The organism is Bradyrhizobium sp. Bra64 (assembly GCF_024519875.1).
GTDB classification, from domain to species: Bacteria; Pseudomonadota; Alphaproteobacteria; order Rhizobiales; family Xanthobacteraceae; genus Bradyrhizobium; species Bradyrhizobium japonicum_G.
Genome location: NZ_JALJRD010000001.1, coordinates 624939 through 643651, shown reverse-complemented (window position 1 = coordinate 643651; position 18713 = coordinate 624939). Strand labels below are relative to the sequence as shown.

The 18713-nt window shown below is 65.4% G+C and carries 19 protein-coding genes; 2 read left to right on the top strand and 17 right to left on the bottom strand.

The annotated features are described in order from the left end of the window. Positions 1 to 104 precede the first annotated feature (104 nt). Positions 105 to 1439 carry a dicarboxylate/amino acid:cation symporter gene (locus NR187_RS03005; RefSeq protein ID WP_211382178.1) on the top strand — a complete coding sequence of 445 codons (1335 nt, stop codon included), beginning with the start codon at positions 105 to 107 and terminating at the stop codon, positions 1437 to 1439. Between the two features lie 104 nt (positions 1440 to 1543). Here NR187_RS03005 and NR187_RS03000 read toward each other — a convergent pair whose 3' ends face one another. Genes NR187_RS03000 through NR187_RS02960 form a run of 9 tightly spaced genes read right to left on the bottom strand, consistent with a single transcriptional unit; the run spans position 1544 to position 9692 of the window. After that, positions 1544 to 1891, bottom strand: a complete 348-nt coding sequence (locus tag NR187_RS03000; RefSeq protein WP_211382177.1) for a RidA family protein — start codon at positions 1889 to 1891, stop codon at positions 1544 to 1546. Between the two features lie 20 nt (positions 1892 to 1911). Then, positions 1912 to 3033 (bottom strand): FAD-binding oxidoreductase, encoded by a 1122-nt coding sequence (locus tag NR187_RS02995; RefSeq protein WP_256805674.1) that lies wholly within the window; start codon positions 3031 to 3033, stop codon positions 1912 to 1914. Beyond that, on the bottom strand, positions 3030 to 4448 hold the full coding sequence (locus NR187_RS02990) for an NAD(P)/FAD-dependent oxidoreductase (protein ID WP_256805673.1): 1419 nt from the start codon (positions 4446 to 4448) through the stop codon (positions 3030 to 3032). The genes NR187_RS02995 and NR187_RS02990 overlap by 4 nt, the downstream gene beginning before the upstream one ends. Next, complete coding sequence (locus tag NR187_RS02985) at positions 4445 to 4741, bottom strand: (2Fe-2S)-binding protein (protein ID WP_256805672.1); 297 nt, start codon at positions 4739 to 4741, stop codon at positions 4445 to 4447. The genes NR187_RS02990 and NR187_RS02985 overlap by 4 nt, the downstream gene beginning before the upstream one ends. A gap of 28 nt (positions 4742 to 4769) precedes the next feature. Next, the gene (locus NR187_RS02980) at positions 4770 to 5906 is read right to left on the bottom strand and encodes an FAD-binding oxidoreductase (protein WP_211382173.1); all 1137 of its coding nucleotides are present in this window, start codon (positions 5904 to 5906) and stop codon (positions 4770 to 4772) included. An 8-nt stretch (positions 5907 to 5914) separates the two neighbouring features. Further along, positions 5915 to 6721, bottom strand: a complete 807-nt coding sequence (locus NR187_RS02975) for an ABC transporter permease (RefSeq protein WP_211382172.1) — start codon at positions 6719 to 6721, stop codon at positions 5915 to 5917. Then, the gene (locus NR187_RS02970) at positions 6718 to 7593 is read right to left on the bottom strand and encodes an ABC transporter permease (RefSeq protein WP_211382171.1); all 876 of its coding nucleotides are present in this window, start codon (positions 7591 to 7593) and stop codon (positions 6718 to 6720) included. The genes NR187_RS02975 and NR187_RS02970 overlap by 4 nt, the downstream gene beginning before the upstream one ends. Next, complete coding sequence (locus tag NR187_RS02965; RefSeq protein ID WP_211382170.1) at positions 7590 to 8630, bottom strand: ABC transporter ATP-binding protein; 1041 nt, start codon at positions 8628 to 8630, stop codon at positions 7590 to 7592. The genes NR187_RS02970 and NR187_RS02965 overlap by 4 nt, the downstream gene beginning before the upstream one ends. A gap of 27 nt (positions 8631 to 8657) precedes the next feature. Next, positions 8658 to 9692, bottom strand: coding sequence for an ABC transporter substrate-binding protein (locus tag NR187_RS02960; RefSeq protein ID WP_211382169.1), 1035 nt, complete (start codon positions 9690 to 9692; stop codon positions 8658 to 8660). A gap of 275 nt (positions 9693 to 9967) precedes the next feature. Between NR187_RS02960 and NR187_RS02955 the strand changes: the two genes are divergently transcribed. Continuing rightward, positions 9968 to 10882 carry a LysR substrate-binding domain-containing protein gene (locus NR187_RS02955; protein WP_211382168.1) on the top strand — a complete coding sequence of 305 codons (915 nt, stop codon included), beginning with the start codon at positions 9968 to 9970 and terminating at the stop codon, positions 10880 to 10882. Here NR187_RS02955 and NR187_RS02950 read toward each other — a convergent pair. From NR187_RS02950 to NR187_RS02915, 8 genes are read right to left on the bottom strand one after another with little or no spacing between them, the layout of a single operon-like run. Then, positions 10872 to 12245 carry an amidohydrolase family protein gene (locus NR187_RS02950; RefSeq protein WP_211382167.1) on the bottom strand — a complete coding sequence of 458 codons (1374 nt, stop codon included), beginning with the start codon at positions 12243 to 12245 and terminating at the stop codon, positions 10872 to 10874. The genes NR187_RS02955 and NR187_RS02950 overlap by 11 nt on opposite strands. After that, positions 12242 to 13825 (bottom strand): ABC transporter substrate-binding protein, encoded by a 1584-nt coding sequence (locus NR187_RS02945; RefSeq protein ID WP_211382166.1) that lies wholly within the window; start codon positions 13823 to 13825, stop codon positions 12242 to 12244. The genes NR187_RS02950 and NR187_RS02945 overlap by 4 nt, the downstream gene beginning before the upstream one ends. 33 nt (positions 13826 to 13858) lie before the next feature. Continuing rightward, entirely contained in the window at positions 13859 to 14515 is a 657-nt protein-coding gene (locus NR187_RS02940) for an aspartate/glutamate racemase family protein (RefSeq protein ID WP_211382165.1), read from the bottom strand. An 8-nt stretch (positions 14516 to 14523) separates the two neighbouring features. Next, positions 14524 to 15408 (bottom strand): polysaccharide deacetylase, encoded by an 885-nt coding sequence (locus tag NR187_RS02935; RefSeq protein ID WP_256805671.1) that lies wholly within the window; start codon positions 15406 to 15408, stop codon positions 14524 to 14526. Beyond that, positions 15395 to 16210: an ABC transporter substrate-binding protein gene (locus tag NR187_RS02930; protein WP_256805670.1), complete on the bottom strand. Its 816-nt coding sequence runs from the start codon at positions 16208 to 16210 to the stop codon at positions 15395 to 15397. The genes NR187_RS02935 and NR187_RS02930 overlap by 14 nt, the downstream gene beginning before the upstream one ends. A 16-nt stretch (positions 16211 to 16226) precedes the next feature. After that, positions 16227 to 16991, bottom strand: coding sequence for an amino acid ABC transporter ATP-binding protein (locus NR187_RS02925; RefSeq protein WP_211382162.1), 765 nt, complete (start codon positions 16989 to 16991; stop codon positions 16227 to 16229). After that, positions 16988 to 17845, bottom strand: coding sequence for an amino acid ABC transporter permease (locus tag NR187_RS02920; protein WP_211382161.1), 858 nt, complete (start codon positions 17843 to 17845; stop codon positions 16988 to 16990). Before NR187_RS02920 ends, NR187_RS02925 begins: the two co-directional genes overlap by 4 nt. Then, positions 17842 to 18669, bottom strand: coding sequence for an ABC transporter substrate-binding protein (locus NR187_RS02915; RefSeq protein ID WP_211382160.1), 828 nt, complete (start codon positions 18667 to 18669; stop codon positions 17842 to 17844). Before NR187_RS02915 ends, NR187_RS02920 begins: the two co-directional genes overlap by 4 nt. Between the last annotated feature and the right edge of the window lie 44 nt (positions 18670 to 18713).

Sequence of the window (18713 nt, the reverse complement as noted above, 5' to 3'; positions counted from 1 at the left end):
GCGATCGATCTTCGTGCGAACAGACAAAAATGTGATTGTCGCTTCTGCGACGGCCATCACATGATGCAAATCATGCAAGATCAATACGTTCCGGGGCATACAATATGACACAACTCGCAATCCAGCCAGCCATCCATCGCCGGCATCAGCCCTGGTACAAGATCCTCTACGTGCAGGTACTGATCGCGATCGCGCTCGGGGTGCTCATCGGCTATTTCTATCCCGATCTCGGCAAGGCCTTGAAGCCGCTCGGCGACGGTTTCATTGCGCTGATCAAGATGATGATCGCGCCGGTGATCTTCTGCACCGTGGTGCACGGGATCTCCTCGATGGGCGATCTCAAGCGCGTCGGGCGGGTCGGGTTGAAGTCGCTGATCTATTTCGAATCGGTCTCGACCGTCGCACTCGCCGTCGGCCTTTTGGTCGGCGAGGTGCTCCAGCCCGGGCACGGCTTCAACATCGATCCTGCCACGATCGACCCGAAGTCGGTGGCGACCTACGTCACCAAGGCCAAGGAGGAAGGCATCGTCGCCCATCTGATGGCGATCATCCCCGACAGCTATCTGGGCGCCATCGCGCGCGGCGATCTGTTGCAGGTGCTGCTGATCTCGATCCTGTCGGGCTTCGCCATCGCCTTCCTCGGCAAGGCCGGCGAGCCGATCGCGGAAGCGATCGACAAGGCCGCAAAGATGTTCTTCGGCATCATCCGCATCATCGTGCGCGCGGCCCCGATCGGTGCCTTCGGCGCGATGGCGTTCACCGTCGGCGCCTACGGCCTCGGCTCCTTGCTCAACCTCGCGGCCCTGATCGGCACGTTCTATCTGACCAGCATCCTGTTCGTGCTGGTCGTGCTCGGCGCGATCGCGCGCCTCGCCGGCTTCTCGATCCTGCGCTTCATCGCCTACATCAAGGACGAATTGCTGATCGTGCTCGGCACCTCGTCGTCGGAGACGGTGCTGCCGCAGATGATCCAGAAAATGGAGCATCTCGGCGCCTCGCGTTCGGTGGTCGGCCTCGTGATCCCGACCGGCTACAGCTTCAACCTCGACGGCACCAACATCTACATGACGCTGGCGACGCTGTTCCTGGCGCAGGCGACCAACACCCATCTGACGATCTGGCAGGAGCTCGGCATTCTGGGTATTGCCATGATCACCTCGAAAGGCGCCTCGGGCGTCACCGGCGCCGGCTTCATCACGCTCGCGGCCACGCTCTCGATCGTGCCTGATATTCCGATCCAGTCGATCGCGATCCTGGTCGGTATCGACAAGTTCATGAGCGAATGCCGCGCGCTGACCAATCTGATCGGCAACGGCGTCGCCTGCGTCGTCATCAGCATCTCCGAAGGCGAGCTCGACCGCGATGCGCTGCACGAGACCATGGCCCATCCGCTGGAGATGGGTGAGGCGCTCGAACCGGGGGGCAGCGCGGCAGCATAGGCCGTACGGACCGGGAGGCGAGATCGGATGATCCCGCCGTTGGCACGCAGCGCCTCTGGCGGGCACAATCGCTCCATTCGGCCGAACAATCCGAACGGCTGTCGTCAACCCTTGAGCGCGGTCACCACCACCTCGATCAGCGCGCTGCCGCCGAGATCGGCGACGCCGACGGTGGCGCGGGTCGGCAAATCGTCGCCGAAGAACTCGGTCCAGGCCGCGTCCATTTCCTTCTTCTTGGACAGATCGGTGACGAAGATCGAGGCGCTGACGATGCGGCTCTTGTCGGTTCCCGCTTCCTTCAGATAGCCGGCGATCTTGCCGAGGATGTTGCGAGTCTGGTCCCCCATGGACACGGACGTGTCGTCGGCGATGGTGCCGCCGAGGAAGACGAAGCCGTTGGCCTCGACGGCGCGGTGCATGATGGGCGTGCGGATGCTGCGGGTGATGCTCATGATGTCCTCTTGTCTTGTTGCTAGAGCGTGGAAGGATGGAAGCGGTCGATGCCGAGATCGCCGATCCTGGTCTGGGTGCCGCCATTGACGATCAGCTCCGCCATCACGGCGCCGGCGCCGGGGCCGAGCTGAAAACCGTGCAGCGAGAAGCCGAACTGGTGAAAAAGGCCCTTGTGCCGCACGCTCGGCCCGAACACGGGGATGTCGTCCTTCATCTTCGCCTCGATGCCGGCCCAGGCGCGCATGATGGTCGCATCGCGCATCACCGGAAACAGCTCGAACACGGTGCGGGCGCTGGTTGCAAGGCTCTTCCAGTCCAGCACCGTCTCGTTGCGATCCTGGAAGGGCCTCGCCAGATGTCCGCCGCCGATCAGCACGGTGCCGTTGGAGAATTGCTTGAAGGAGAGTTTTCGTCCGCGCAGGATCACGACGGGATCGATGAAATGCGGCACGCGCGAGGTGATCATCAGCATCGGCGCCACGGTCTCGACCGGCACCGGCTCGCCGAGATCAGCAGCGATCTTGCCGGCCCAGGCGCCGGCGGCATTGACCAGCACCGGCGCGGCAAAGCTCTCGGCACCGACATCGACATGCCATAGGCCGTCGCTGTGCCGGATGTTGCTGGCCGCCACGCCCTCGCGCACGGTGGCGCCAAGCTGCTCGGCCTTGCGGCGGAACGCCGTCGTCGTCTGCGCCGGATTGGCCGCGCCGTCGCGGCGCGAGACCACGCCGCCGGGACAGGTCTCGGCGACCGCAGGCACGAGACGCCGGAGTTCAGTCGCGTCGATCAGCTCTTCATGGGTGAAGCCGAGCGCGTTGAGTTCGGCCACACGCGCGCGGCAGACCGCGAGCTCGTCCTCGTTTTCCGCGACGAGCACCTGGCCGTGACTCTCGAAGCTGCAATCGTCGTCGAGGAGATTGGAGATCTTCTCCCAGATTCCCATCGAGCGGATCGAGAGCGGGATCTCCGGGATGTGCCGCGCGAGCTGGCGGACGCCACCGGCGTTGACGCCGGACGCATGCCGGCCGGCATAGTCCTTCTCGATCAGCACCGGCTTCAGGCCGGCGAGGCACAGATGCAGCGCGGTGGAGCATCCGTGGATGCCGCCGCCGACGACGATCGCATCCACGTTCTGGGTCATCCGCGCACCACCGCCTTGATATCGTCTTCGCTCTTCGGGACGGCGGCAAGCTCGGCCAGCGTGATCGGCTTGACCGGCGCGCGCAGCCGGTAATAGCCGATCTCCTGCGGGGTCTTGCCCCGCGCCTGCGCCATCAGCTCGGTGACGGTGAGGCCGCAGAGCCGACCCTGGCACGGGCCCATCCCGGTGCGGCGATAGGCCTTGAGTTGGTTCGGCCCGGTGGCGCCGATCGCGACGGCATCGAGAATGTCTTTCGCGGTTACCTCTTCGCAACGGCAGACGATGGTGTCGCCCGAGGGAATGCGGAACTGCGGTGACGGGCGGAACAGCGTGTCGAGGAAGATACGTCCGCGCTCGGCCTTGGCGAGATCGGCACGCAGCGTCGCCATCGCGGGAAGCTTCGCGCCAGCCGCGGGGGCCAAGGCTTCTACCGCCGCCCGCGCAGCGATGCGCCCGCGCACCACGGCGGCATTCGCGCCGCCGATGCCGGCGCCGTCACCGGCAATCGCAATGCCGGCGACCGATGAATTGCCGCTCGCATCGAGCACCGGCGACCAGCACAATTGCAGCTCGTCCCAGCCATGCTCGATGCCGGCCGCCATCGCCAGATTGACGTTCGGCACCACGCCCTGATGCAGCAGCAGCAAATCCGCGGGGATGGTCTCGCGCTCGCCGCCGGCGACATAGCTCACACTCGCGAGCTGGCCGTCGCCGGCTGCCGACAGCTCAGTCACGCCTGACACGACCTGCACCTTCGCTTTCACTTCGCGCATCATCGACAGGCCCTTGGCGAAATAGGGCGAGGTCAGGAAAGCGAAGGCGTGCGGCAGCGCCGCGAAATAATTGCCGCGCTCGGTGGTGTCGAGGATGCGGTCGATCCGGCCCCCGAGGCGCAGGATCTGCGCGGCGAGCAGCCAGAGCAGCGGCCCCTGCCCCGCGATCACCGTGCGGCCATCGGGCACCAGCGCCGATGATTTCAGCATCGTCTGCGCCGCGCCCGCGGTCATCACGCCCGGCAGCGTCCAGCCGGGAATCGGAAACGGCCGCTCCAGCGCGCCGGTCGCAAGGATCACGCGCTTTGCCTTGACGAAGGCCGAGGCCCCACCGACGGAGACGGCGATTTCGAGGTTGCGGTCGAGGCTCCAGACCATGGCGCGATGAATGATTTCGGCACTGCTCGCGCGCAGCGCCTGCACGAGATCAGCCCCGACCCAATAGTCGGCACCGAGCTGATTGCGCTCGGTCACCGGCGTGGAAGCGATGGCGCGAAACACCTGGCCGCCCGGGCCGACATTCTCGTCGAGCAGCAGCGTCGACAGCCCGGCTTCGGCGGAGGTCGCAGCCGCGGCGAGGCCGGCGGGCCCGGCACCGATCACCACGACGTCGTAGGCTTCGCGCTTGGGAGCCACAGTCATTTTCCGATCTCCCGCTTGCCCTTCTGGATCTCGATCTGCATGCCCTCGGCGACGGGCACGAGGCAGCCCTGGCGATTGCCGACCCCGTCGATGGTGACGAGACAGTCGAAGCACACGCCCATCATGCAATAAGGCAGACGCGGCGCGCCGCTCACTGCCGTGGAACGTCGCGCGTCCCGACCGGACGCCAGCAGCGCGGCGGAGACGGTGTCGCCCTGGCGCGCCGCGACGGCGATGCCATCGACGAAGATCTGCACTTGCGGGCGTTTGTCCTGTTCGGATCGTCTAAACATGGGATGCCTCATGGCTCCTTCAGTATCTCTAGTAGCCGCTATTGTTCGCAGCGCCCGCACCGCCAAAGCGGCTGGCCGAGAACGCGCCGACCAGCTCCGGCTCGAGCGCGCCCTGCGCCACCATCCGTGCGATCTCGAAGGCGTGGTTGGAGGCGAGCGTCACGCCGGAATGGCAGCAGGCGACGAAGGCGCCGGGATGCGTTTCAGACTGGTCGTAGATCGGGAATCCGTCCTGCGGCATGACGCGGATGCCGGCCCAGCTCCTGACCACGTTGAGCCGCGACAAATGCGGGAACATGCGCTGGGCACGATCGGTCATCACGGCGCTGATCGAATGCTTCAGCGTACGATCGTCGAGCTCGTCCTCCTTGCTATCGCCGATCATCACCGTGCCCTCGTCGGTCTGGCGGATCGTCGTCAGTGGGTGCGGCAGGAACGGCATGGTACGCTCGGTCACGACGATCTGGCCGCGGGTCGGGCCCATCGGCGCGTAGAGGCCGACCATCGGCGCCAGCGTCTGATTGGCATTGCCGGCGGCGAGCACGATTTTTGCGGCACGAAGCTCGCCCTTCGGCGTCGTCAGGCGGAATTCACCGCCGCTCTTGCTGATCGCCGAGACCGGGCGCTCCGGGAAATAGTCGATGCCGAATGTCTTGAAACCGGTGTGGAACGCACGGAACGTGCGCAGCGAATTGACGTGGCCGTCGAGCGGGCAATAGCTGCCGCCGGAGACCTCCGGCCCGATCAGCGGCAACGACTTCTTCACGTCGGATGCGGAGAGCATCTCCATCTTGTAGTCGGCCGCGCCGGTCTGGTTGTGCATGCGCTTGACCAGCTCGGTGCGCTGGCCGAATTCGTCCTCGCCGAGCGTCAGATGGAAACCGCCGTTCTGCTGAAGAGAGACGTCGAGCCCGGTCTGCTGCTTCAGTTCGGATGCAAGCCTTCCCCACGCTTGTGAGGCCTGCACAGTCCAGATCGTGTAGGCTGGCATGCCGAGGCCCTTGCTCTGGACCCAGACCAGCGCAAAATTGGCCCGCGAGGCGCGCTTGGTGATATCGCCTTCGTCGAGCACGGCGACGCGCTTGCCGAGCCGGCCGAGGCCCCAGGCGATGGCGGAGCCGAGCAATCCGCCGCCGACCACGGCGACGTCGTATTCCCCTGACATGAGTTCTCCTATCGTCCCGTATCGCCCTTGCCGGCGAGCACACGGTCGAGCCCGTAGAAGCTGTCGAGCAGAATGAGGGCGGTCATGGTGATCGCGATCACGCAGGCCGAGACCGACGTCACCAGCGGATCGATGTTGTCCTGGATGTAGAGGAACATCCGCACCGGCAGCGTCTCGGTGCCCGGTGCGGCGAGGAAGACGGTCATGGTGAGGTCGTCAAAGGACTGGATGAAGGCGAGCGCCCAGCCGCTGATGACGCCGGGCAGGATCAGCGGCAAGCTGACGCGGCGGAACAGCGTCCAGCCGCCGGCACCGAGCGAGATCGCGGCCATCTCGACCGAGAGGTCCATGCCGGTTGCGGCCGCGAGGGTCAGCCGCAGCGCGAACGGAAATACGATGATGACATGCGCGATGATCAACGCGGCGAAGCTGCCGCCCATCCCGGCGGAGGTGAAGAAGCGCAGGAAGGCGATGCCGAGCACGACATGCGGGATCATCAGCGGCGATAGGAACAGCGCCGCCAGCGCGTCACGGCCGCGGAAGCGATAGCGGGCGATCGCGAGCGCCGCGGGCACCGCGAACAGCAGAGCCACGAAGGAAGACAGGGCACCGAGCCCGAGGCTGACCCAGAAAGCGTGGATGAACTCGGGATAATTCGCGATGGCCCTGAACCAGCGCAGTGAAAAGCCGTTGGTCGGCAGCGACAGGAAGCCCTCGGGTGTGAAGGCGACGAGGCAGACCACGAGGATCGGTGCCACCATGACGATGACGAAGATGGTGTGGAAGATCAGCGCCAACGGGCCGTTCCGTCTCATCGGAACACCTCGGCGTAGCGGCGTTCGATCAGCGCATTGCTGCCGACGACGATCAACACCAGCGCGACCAGCAGCAGCGTTGCGACCGCCGCACCGAGCGGCCAGTTCAGTGTGTTGAGAAATTCGTCATAGGCAAGCGTCGCGGCGACCTTGAGCCGGCGGCCGCCGATGATGGCGGGCGTCGCAAAGGCGCTGGCCGAGAGCGAGAACACGATGATCGCGCCGGACAGCACGCCCGGCATGATCTGCGGCATGATGATGCGACGAATAATGGTGATCGGGCCCGCGCCGAGCGAGAGCGCGGCATTTTCGATCTGCGGATCGAGCCGCTGCAGCGCTGCCCACACCGACAGCACCATGAACGGCATCATGACATGCGCGAGCGCGATCACCATGCCGGTCTCGGTAAACATGAAGGGAATGGGGAAGCGGATCAGCCCGGCCGACATCAAGAGCTTGTTGACGAGGCCGTTGTTGCCGCCGAACAGCAGCGCCCAGCCGAGCGTGCGCGCCACCACGGAAATCAGCAGCGGCCCGAGGATCACCAGCAGGAAGATGCTCTTCCAGCGACCGCTCATGCGGTTGAGGATGTAGGCCTCGGGCGCACCGAGCACGGCCGTGAGCAGCGTGGTCAGGATCGCGATCCGAAACGTCCGCCAGAACATCTCGGCGTAATAGGGATCGGTCGCGATCTCGCGCCAGTTCTTGAGGATGAAGACCGGCTCGATGCCCTTGTACTGGCCCCAATCGTGGAACGACAGCATCACGGTCATCGCCAGCGGGATCAGGAGCACGCCGACGAACAGCATCAAGGCGGGCGCGGTCAGCACCCAGGGCGCACGCACGCTGCGATCGTCGGCGGCCGTGCTCATGCGACAACCCTCGCACGCACACTCATGTCCTCGGGCCGCCAGGCGAGACGAACCGTGTCGCCTTCGATTGGCTGTTCCTGGCCATCATTCTGGCGGATCACGATCGCCGGGCCGCATTCGCTCTCGCACTGAAACAGCCAGTGATTGCCCTGGAAGATGCGGGTGACGATTTTCGCACTGAGGCCGGCGTCGCCAAAGCCGATTCTTTCAGGACGAATGCTGACAGTGGCGGGACCGTTGAGCCCGGCCGGAGCCGGCGCGCTCCAGGAGCCCGCCACCAGCCGCGCCGGCGTTGCGGTCCGATCGATCGTCGCGGCAAAGTCGTTGGTCTTGCCGAGGAATTGCGAGACGAACGCCGAGGCGGGCCGCTCATAGGTCTCCTGCGGCGTGCCGATCTGCTCGATATGGCCCTGGCTCATCACCACGATGCGGTCGGACAGCGACATCGCCTCGTTCTGGTCATGGGTGACCAGGATCGTGGTGGTGCCGATGGTGCGCTGGATCTGGCGCAGCTCGATCTGCATCTCCTCGCGCAGTTTTGCGTCGAGGTTTGACAGCGGCTCGTCGAGCAAGAGCACGCTCGGCTTGATCACCAGCGCACGCGCCAGTGCGACGCGCTGCTGCTGGCCGCCGGACATGCGGCGCGGATGACGGTCCTCGTAACCGGCGAGGCCCACCATCGCGAGCGCGGCACGGACACGCTCGGCCGTTTCGGCGCGCGGCACGTTGCGCATCTCGAGGCCGAACGCGACGTTCTCCGCCGCCGTCATGTGCGGAAACAGCGCGTAGCTCTGGAACACGATGCCGAGCCCGCGCTTGGCCGGATGGATCGCGGTCAGATCCTTGTCCTCGAGGCGGATCGCGCCGCGCGTCGGATCGAGGAAGCCCGCGATCATTTGCAGGGTCGTGGTCTTGCCGCAGCCGGAGGGGCCGAGAAAGGAGATGAACTCTCCCTTCCCGACCGACAGACTGAAGTCGTCGACCACAGTCTGCGCCCCGAACTGTTTTGCGACCCGATCGAGCTCGAGATAGGCCATGCGCTGTCTCCGCTGCGAACGCTCAGATCAACGCTCGACCTCGCGATTCCAGCGCTTGGTCCACTCCTCGCGCTTCTCGTTGATGACAGTCCAGTCCGGATTATAGAGTTTTGCCGCGCGCTCGCCGATCGGCGCCATCTTGCCGAACTCGGGCGGGATCACCACCGATTTCAGCACCGGGCCGTAGCCATACTCCTTCAGCATCACGAGCTGGATCTTCGGGTCGAGCAGCATCTTGACGAAGCTGGACGCGAGCGGCGAGGCATTGGGCTTGGTGATCGGACACGCCGTCGTCAGCAGCGTCGCCGCGCCTTCCTTCGGATAGACGAAGTCGACCGGGAAGCCGGTGTTGGCAAAGCTCTGCACGCGGCCCGTGCCCCACACCGCGATCACGGCCTGGCCGGACTGGAACAACTCGGTCATCTTGCCCGGCGACGGCTCGTAAGCGAGCACGTTCGGATTGATCTGCTCCTTGAAGATCTTGAAGCCGGAATCGACGTTGGACTCGCCGCCACCGTTCATCTTCGAGAGCATCACCAGCGCTTCGAGACCATAGGTGTTGTTGATCGGCGGAATGACCAGCTGCTTGGCGTATTTCGTATCCTTCAGATCGTTCCAGGAAGTCGGCGGCGCCCAGCCTTTCTCGGCGAACACCTTGGTGTTGTACATCAGGCCGGTGGCGACGATGCCGATTGCGACGGCGCGATCGTCCTTGAACCGCGCGGTGTCGTAGAGATCGGCCGGCAGGCCCTCGAGCTTGCCGCAGAAGCCGAGCTGGATCGCCTGGTACATCGGGCCGTCGTCGACGATGGCGACGTCGATCTGCTGGTTGCCCTTCTGCGCCTGCAGCTTGGCCAGCGTATCGGTGGAGTTGCCGGCGACATACTCGACCTTGACGCCGTTCTCCTTCTCGAAGGTCGGGATCACCTCGTCGCGAATGGTCTTCTCGAACGAGCCGCCATAGCCGGCGACATAGAGCGTTTTCTGCTGGGCCGAGACGACCGACGGAGCGGCGACGAGCGCCGCGATGCTGACCGCTGTCAAAAGGCGAAAAGTCTTCATAGGGACCGATCTCCAATACCGGGATGAGGTGACGTGCCGACAAGTCTCATGAGCCGAAGCGCCTTCCGCATTTCCTTCCGCGCAAACCCCACTCCGATCAGGGCTCCGGCCCCTGCTCGACGGTTTTCGCCCGATCCGGAGGTTTGAACCCCTCCAACCTGCCGAAAAAGCGGGCTGTCTCCAGCTCTGATGAAAAAGATCGCAAACCCTGGCTTCCATCGTCCAATGAATAATGGCACCATCTGCATGCCTAAATGTTATGAATGGAAGTTGAGATGGCCCGGATCAATTCGCGGCAGGTGGAGGCCTTCCGCGCGACCATGCTGACCGGCAGCGTCACCGAGGCGGCGGCGCTAATGACCGTGACACAGCCGGCGGTCAGCCGGTTGCTGCGCGACCTGCAGGCGCTGCTGAAGATGGAGCTGTTCGAGCGGCGTGGCACTGGCCTGGTGCCGACCGCCGCAGCGATGGCGCTCTATACCGAAGTCGAGCGCTCCTTTGTCGGCCTCGAACGCATCACGGCGGCGGCCGAAGAAATCCGTGGCCGCCGCACCGGCTCGCTGCGGATCGCCGCACTTCCGGCGTTGTCGAACGGCTATCTGCCACGGCTCACAGGGCATTTTTTGAAAGAGCGACCCAACCTCAACCTCGCCTTCTTCGGCGTGATCTCGCCGATCGTGGTCGATTGGGTGCTGAACAACCAGTGTGACGTCGGTTTTGCCGAGGTGCCGATCGCGCATTCCGGCTTGCCGAGCCAGAGATTGCCGGCGCCGGCGCGCGTCGCGGTGCTGCCGACGGGTCATCGCCTCGCCGAGAAACAAGTTCTGGAGCCGCGCGATTTCGAGGGCGAGACGTTCATCTCGCTGTCGGCGGGATCGTCGAGCCGGCACCTCGTCGACCAGATCTTCCACCGTCACGACGTCCGCCGCGTGCTGCGGGTGGAGACCGCGCTGTCGGAGATCATGTGCGGCATGGTGTCGTCGGGGCTTGGCGTTGCGATCTGCGATCCCTTCACCGCGCAGGAATTCTCCACCCGCGGCGTCGTCGTGCGCCGCTTCCTGCCGCGCATAGACTTCGAGTTCTCGGCGGTCTTTCCGGCGCAGCGCAGCCCCTCGCCGGTGGCGCTGGATCTGGTCGAGACCATGCGCAAGGCTCTCGCCGAATTCGATGAGCCAGCCGTCAGCCGTTGAATGCGGCCTGCGCCTCCGGCAGGTCCCAGATCTTGCCGATCGCCGCGGTTCCGGCTGCCGTGATCGCCGCTTCGTCGGCGCCAAGATAACGTCCGGCATCGACCAGGACGCGGCCGTCGACCATGACCTGGTCGATATTCGCGCGGTTGGCGAGCGCGATCAGCGCGCGGCGCGGATCGAACAGCGGCTGGAGATGCGGGTGAGTGAGATCGACCACGGTGAGATCGGCGGTCGCGCCGGGTTCGATTCTGCCGAGATCAGGCCGCTTGATGACATCGGCGGCCACGGCCGTGTTTGCCTCGATCAGCTCGGGCGAGTTGGCGACATCAGCGCGCTGCGACGTGATCTTGGAGATCAGCGAGGCGGCGTTGAGCTCGCCGAGCAAGTCCATGTTGTAGCCGTCGGTGCCGACCACGGTGCGCACGCCGTGCTCCGCGAACCGGCTGAAGGCGGCGGTGACGCCGGCGCGCGCGAACACGCGCGGGCAATTCAAGACAGTCATGCCACGCGCGGCCATCAGCTTGAGATCGTCATCGCTGCTAAACATGCAGTGCGCCGCCATGAGATCGGGCGCCAGCAAGCCGAGCCAGTCGAGATATTGCGCCGGCGTACGGCCGCCATAGCGCTGGCCGATCGTTTCGACCTCGGCGCGGCTCTGCGCCATGTGGGTGGTGATGGGCACGCCGAGCTCGCGCGCACGCGTCGCGCAAGCCTTCAGCAGATCCGGGCTGCAGGTGTCGGTGGCGTGCGGGCTCATCGCAAGGCCGATGCGGCCGTCGCCGCGATTGTTCCAGCGCTGGTAAAGCGCGTCCCACGTCGCCATGTCGGCGGTGCCGTCATCGCCGGAATAGCGGACGACGCCGTCCGGACCTGCTTTGGCATCGGAGGTGGAGAAGAGATATGGCGCGCCGTAGAAGCGGATCCCCATCTCCTCGGCAGCATCGAACATTTCAGGGATCGAGTTGCGGAACGGTTCCATCACCGTGGTGGCGCCGCCCTTCAGAAGCTGGAGGATACCGAGCCGCGCTACCGCCATGCGCTCTTCCGCGGACAGCAGCTCGGCACCGCGCTTGGTCAGCGGCAGCAGCACCGTGTAGACGATGCTCTGGTTGTTCTTGCGGCCATTTCCGTCCTCGCTGTGGCTGCGCGCCACCGCCTCGCTGAAGCAGTGATTGTGCAGGTTGAGCAGGCCCGGCAGCACGAAGCGGCCAGGACGATCGTAGACTTGGTCCGCCTGCGGCTTATCGCGCGTGACTGCGGCGATCTTCCTGCCTTCAACGAGGACCCAATGGTCGCGCAGAACGTCCTGCGCGCCGTCTTTCCGTGACAGCACATAGCTGCCGAAAATTGCGACCGTGCTCATGCGGGGCGTACGTTCCAGAAGACGGCGGTGCCGTCGAGAATGCCGGTGATGGCCTTGCGATAGGCAGTCGGCTGCTTGTACAGGCCGATCGGAATATAGGGGATTTCCTCGAACGCCACTGCCTGGATCTCGCGGCAGATGCGCTGCTGCTCGGCAAGCTCGGAGGCTGCCAGCCACCGGCTGCGCAAGGGCCCCATCTTTTCACTGGCGTACCAGCCGGCGACCTTGCCCTCGCCGCGGATGTTGGTGTTGCCGGCGGGGTTGAGCCAATCGATACCCTGCCAGTTGCCGACCGCGGCGCTCCAGCCGCCCTGCCCGATCGGGTCCTTCTTGAGCTGACGCTGGAGGACGACGGCAAAATCGAGCCCGGCATATTCGACGTTCATGCCGGCCTTGCGCAAGCTATCGACCGCGATCTCGCCGAGCGGTTTTTGCGCCAGCGAATTGGTGGGCACGAGCAGCACGATCTTCTCGCCGTTGTAGCCGGCGGCTTTCAGATCGGCCTTGACCTTGGCGTAGTCGCGCGGGCCGCGGAACACGTCGAGACCGACCTCGCTGGCCATCGGCGTTCCCGGCGCGAAGTAGCCGATCGGCGATACCTGGTAGGCGGGATCGGTGCCGGCGACCGCGGTCATGAACGCGGACTGATCGATCGCGCCGAGTAGCGCGCGGCGGATCGCGGGATTGTCGAACGGCGGCTGGAGGTGATTGAGGCGGAGCATGCAGGCATAGCCTCGGGGATCGAGGATGCGCGTCTCGATATCGCCGGCGGCCTTGATGATCGGAAGCAGATCGTGCGGCGTGGTCTCCTGCCAATCCTGCTCGCCGGTCTGGAGCGCGGCGACGCCGGTGCCGGCATCGGGCGTGGTGGTCCAGACCACGCGGTCGTAATGCACGATCTTCGGGCCCGCGGTCCAATCCGGCTTGCCGTCGGCGCGCGGCTGATAACGTTCGAACCTGGCATAGGCGTTGCGTGCGCCCTGCACGCGCTCGTCGGCGAGATAGCGGAACGGACCGCTGCCGATGACTTCGGTGAGCGGCTTGAACGGGTCCTGGCTCGCCAGCCGCTCCGGCATCATGAAGCAGGCGTTGATCGCGGCCTTGCCGAGCGCCTGCGGCAGCAGCGGAAACGGGCGTTTGAGGCGGAAGCGGATGCTGCGGTCGTCGGCTGCGATCAGCTCGGCGGTTGCCTCCATCAGCTCGCCGCCAAAGCCATCGCGCGCGGCCCAGCGGCGGATGCTGGCGACGCAGTCGCGGGCCAGCACGCGCTCGCCGTCGTGCCAGAACAGGCCATCGCGCAAGCTGAGGTCCCATTGCAATTGATCGCCGGAGATGGCGTGGCCCGACAGCATCTGCGGCGAGACCTGGAGCGAGGCGCTCATGCCGTAGAGCGTGTCGTAGACCATGAAGCCATGGTTTCGCGACACCTGCGCGGTCGAATAGATGGGATCGACGAAGGCAAGGTCGATGACAGGGATGAAGCGCAGAGTGGTCTGGGATTCGGCGCGGACGATGCTCGGCAGCGACAGCGCCGGCATTGCTGCGGCGGCTCCGAGGAGCGAACGGCGGGAGATCGGCATTACAAGGGGCTCCTGGACTGCATCAATGGCGTTTTACGTGTTGAGCAAGACCGCGCCGATCGCGGCCGCGACCGCCTGCTGCGCCGGCTCGACCACGGGCACGCCGATCGCCTCCGCAATCGCCGCGCGGTGCGAGGCCATGCCGGCGCAGCCCATCACGACGACATCGGCGCGGCATTGGGTGACCAGCGCGCGGCCGGCTTCTATGAGGCGTCCCCGGATGTCGGCGCCGGCGGTCTCCGCCGCGCTCGCACCAACCGACCAGCTTCCGGCGTAGCGGCCGTCAACGCCCATCACCCGCGCCATGCGCTGCTGGCGGCGGATGCTCGACGGCGACAGCGCGATGACCCCGAAGCGTTCGCCCAGCATCAGCGCGCGAAAGATGCCGCATTCGGCAATGCCCAGCACCGCGCGGCCACCGGCCGCCTCGCGCACCGCATGCAGGCCGGGATCGCTGAAGCAGGCGAGCACGAAGGCATCCGCATCGTCGCGCGACACACGGTTGACCAGCGGCATCACGACGCTGTCGGCGTCGCGTTGCGAGCTGATGCCGGGCGGGCCCTCGGCAAGGCCAACCACCTCGATGTCAGGCCCACCTGCAATGCGCAGCGGCCCGACCGCGTCGTCGATCGCCGCCGTCACCGATGCGGACGAGTTGGGGTTGATGACGAGGATGCGACGGCGGGTCATGGGGCTGCCTAGCGGTTACCGGCCTCGTGGCGCAGAAAGTTTTCCGCGATCTTCTCGCCGGTCGTGATCCAGACGTCGGGGCAGGATTTTGCGTAGGCCAGGAACTCGCGCAGCAGGCGCAGCCGCATCGGACGGCCGCTGCATTGCGGATGCAGCACGGTGGTCACCATCGCGCCCCAGTCCCTGGTTTCGTCGAGCTCGTCCTTCCAGATCGACAGCACATGCTCTTTCGGGAAGATCGAGCGCGGGCTGAAGCGCGCAGACAGGCCGTGCATCCAGTCGTCATAGCTCGCGGTCACCGGCAGCTCGATCGTGCCGGGCTTGCCGTCGGCAAGGCGATGCCGGTAGGGCCGCACGTCGTCGCGGAACGAGGAGGTGTAGACGATGCCGTGGCGCACCAGCGCCACCCGCAGCTCCTCGGTGAACTCGCCATAAGGCGCGCGATAACCGGTCGGCTTGACACCGAGCCGGCGCTTCAGCGCCTCGAAACCGCGCTCCAGCTCCTCCTCGATCCAGGGATCGCCGGGATCGGGCAGGAGATGGTGATAGCCATGATGGCCGATCTCGTGGCCGGCCTTGAGAATCGATTCAGCCATCGCCGGATGCGCATCGACCGACCATCCCGTGACGAAGAACGTCGCCTTGAGATCGAGCTGGTCGAGCAGCTCCAGAAGTTTCGGCGTGCCGACGCGCGCCTCGTAGCCGCCATAGCTCATGGTAATGAGCCGCTGGGCGTGCACGGCGTCCTTGCTGGTCCAGGCGCTCTCCGCATCCACGTCGAACGACAGGAACATCGCGGACTTGTACGGCGTCGGCCAGGGATAGTCCGGCGCGGGATCCGCCGTGTTGGCCGGAACGAGCGGGATGCTCTGGAGTGCCTTACTGTCCAGCATTGATGGTCGCCTTCTCTATTGCGTTATCGCTCAGTTTCCACTTCGCCAGCAGCGTACGATAGGTGCCGTCGGCGATCAGCGCATCGACGGCCTCCAGCATCGCCTGGTGAAGCGCCTTTTCCTTGACCGGCAGGGCAATGCCGGTGAACTGCTGCGCAAGCGTCCGGCCGATCGGCACATAGGCGCCGGGCTCCTGATCCGTGATGTAGGGCAGCGTCTCGTCGCCCTGGACGGCGGCATCGATGCGTCCCTGCTTGAGCTGGGTGCGGGCATCGGCCGAGCCGTCGGTGCCGACGAACACGATCGCATTGCCGCCGCAGTTCTTCTCGCTCCAGGCCGCGATCTGCGCCGGGAACATGGTGCGGCGGCTGGCGCCGGCTTTCTTGCCGCAGAGCGCGGCGGCATCCTTGAATTCGGCCGCGCGAGACTGCTGAACGAAGAAGCGCGGACCGCTGCGCAGATAATCGACGAAGGTCGCGGTCTCATGCCGGCTCGCATAGTCGGTGAAGCCCGACAGGATTGCATCCACCCGGCCTGTCGCGATCGACGGCATGAACTCGGCAAAGCTGGTCTCCTGCCACTCGATCTTGACGCCGAGCTTGCGGCCGATCGCCTCGCCAAGCTCGACATCGAACCCGGACAGCGCGTTGGTCGCGGGATCGCGGAACTCCATCGGCGGATAGTTCGGCACGATGCCAACCTTGATGCTGCCGCGCTTGACGATTTCCGCCGGAAGCTCGACCGCCAAAGCCTGAACACTCATGGCGCCGAAAAGCGCCGCCGCAACGAAAAGTCTCTTCATCAACATGTCCCCATTGCTAGATCACTGCCGAAAGAAATGCCCTCGTACGCTCCTCGCGCGGCGCACCCAATACATCCGAGGCGCGCCCCTGCTCGACGATCGCGCCCTGGTCCATGTAGACGACGCGGTCGGCGACCTCGCGGGCGAAGCCCAGCTCGTGCGTCACCACCATCATGGTCATGCCGCTCTTCGCCAGCTCCTTCATGACGGCGAGCACCTCGCCGACGAGCTCGGGATCGAGCGCGCTGGTCGGCTCGTCGAACAGCATCAGCATCGGCTTCATCGCCAGCGCCCGCGCGATCGCCACACGCTGCTGCTGGCCGCCGGAAAGCTGGGCGGGATACGAGTCCGCCTTGGCCGACAATCCGACCCGCCTCAGCAGTTCGAGCGCTTCGGCACGCACTTCGTCGGATTTGCGCCCCTGCACCTGGAGCGGACCTTCGGTGATGTTCTCCAGCGCGGTCTTGTGCGGGAACAGGTTGAAGCGCTGGAACACCATGCCGGTCTTCAGCCGCTGCCGCCCGATCTCCCGTTCGGTGAGGCGATGGAGCCGCCCGCCCTGCTCGCGCACGCCAAGCAATTCGCCGTCGAGCCAGATGCCGCCGGCATCGATCGCCGCGAGCTGGTTGATGCAGCGAAGCAGCGTGGTCTTGCCCGAGCCGGAGGCGCCGATCAGACACATCACCTCGCCGGGCCAGACGTCGAGCGAGACGCTTCTGAGAGCCTGAAACTCGCCAAAGTTCTTGGCTACGGAGCGGATCGCGACGAGGGGTTTTGTCATCGCGCAAACTGCAATGTGCCGCGGGCAAAGCGACGTTCGAGCAGCATCTGGAGCGGCGTCAGGATCGAGACGACGAGCAGGTACCAGAGCCCGGCGACGATCAGGAGCTCGATCACGCGCGAATTGGCGTAGTAGATGTTTTCGGCGTTGTGCAGCAGCTCCGGATACTGGATGACGCTCGCAAGCGAGGTCGCCTTCACCATGCCGATGAACTCGTTGCCGAGCGGCGGGATCACCACCCGCATCGCCTGCGGCAGGACGATCCGCCGCAGTGCGCGCAGCCGTCCCATGCCGATCGCCTGTGCCGCCTCGTATTGCCCAATATCGACCGACAGCATGCCGGCGCGCATCACCTCGGACGTGTAGGCACCCTGGTTGATGCCGAGCCCGAGCAACGCGGCGAGGAACGGCGTCATGACGTCGACGGCGCGTGCGGACCACAGGCCGGGAATGCCGATGGTCGGAAACACCAGCGCGAGATTGAACCACAGCAGCAATTGCAAAATCAGCGGCGTGCCGCGGAACAGCCAGGTGTAGCCGGCCGCGACCGTCTTCAGCACCGGATTGGGCGACAGCCGCATGACCGCCACGACGATGCCGAGGAAAATGCCGAGCGCCATCGCCAGCACCGCCATCACCATGGTGTTGACGATGCCTTCGAGGATGACCTTTGCGGTCAGGAAGCGGCTGACATAGGACCATTCGATCTGGCCGTTGGCGAACGCGCGCGCGATCGCGGCTAGCACGAGAACGATCAGCGCCGCGCTGACCCAGCGAAACCAGTGCGGCTCGCGCGCGATCTGCATCCCCGACAAGTCGGGGAAACCCTCCGCGAGTGCCGGCGCTGGCTTCATTGCGGCGCCGCGTTCAGCATGGGCTGGGCGACCGCGTTCGCGCCAAGGCCCCATTTGTCGAGAATCGCCTTGTAGGAACCGTCGGCGATCATGGCGGCGAGCTTCTCCGTCACGACCTCGCGCAGGGCCGCATCGTCCTTGCGGAACATGATGCCCTGATAGCCCTTGGCGAAGGCCTCACCGACAATTCGGTATTTGCCGGTCTCCTGCGTCTGCGCATAAGGCAGCGTCTCGCTGCCCTGCACGGCGGCGTCGATGCGACCCTGCTTGAGCTGGTTGCGGACGTCGATCGAGTTCTCGCCGGGCACGTACTGGATCGCCGGCTTTCCGGCCGGCTCGCAGTTCTGCTTGCTCCACTTCTCGATCTCGACCGGGAAGCTGGTGCTGCGCGTGGTGCCGACCTTCTTGCCGCAGAGATCGGTCGCGGCCTTGGAATCGCTCTCCGCCATCACGAAGAACTGCGGGCCGGTCGCGAGGTAATCGACGAAATCGGCAGTCTCGCGCCGCGAGGCACGGTCGGAAATGCCGGAGATGATGAAGTCGGCCCGTTTGGTCTGGAGCGAGGGGATCAGCTCGGCGAACGGCGTCTCGCTCCAGACGATCTTGAGGCCTCCGAGCCGCTTGGCGAGCTCGTTGGCCAGATCGATGTCGAGCCCGACCAATTCGTTGGTCGCGGGATCGCGATACTCCATCGGCGCGTAGGTTGAATTGACGGTCAGCCGCAGCGTGCCCGCCTGCTTGATTTCCGCGGGAAGCTCGGCCGCCTGCGCGGAGGCGACGGCAGCGAACGCTGCAAGACCGAGAGAAAGCGAGAGGCGTGTCATATCAACTCCTTTGCCAATCTTCTTCCGTTGCCAGCGCCGTGCCA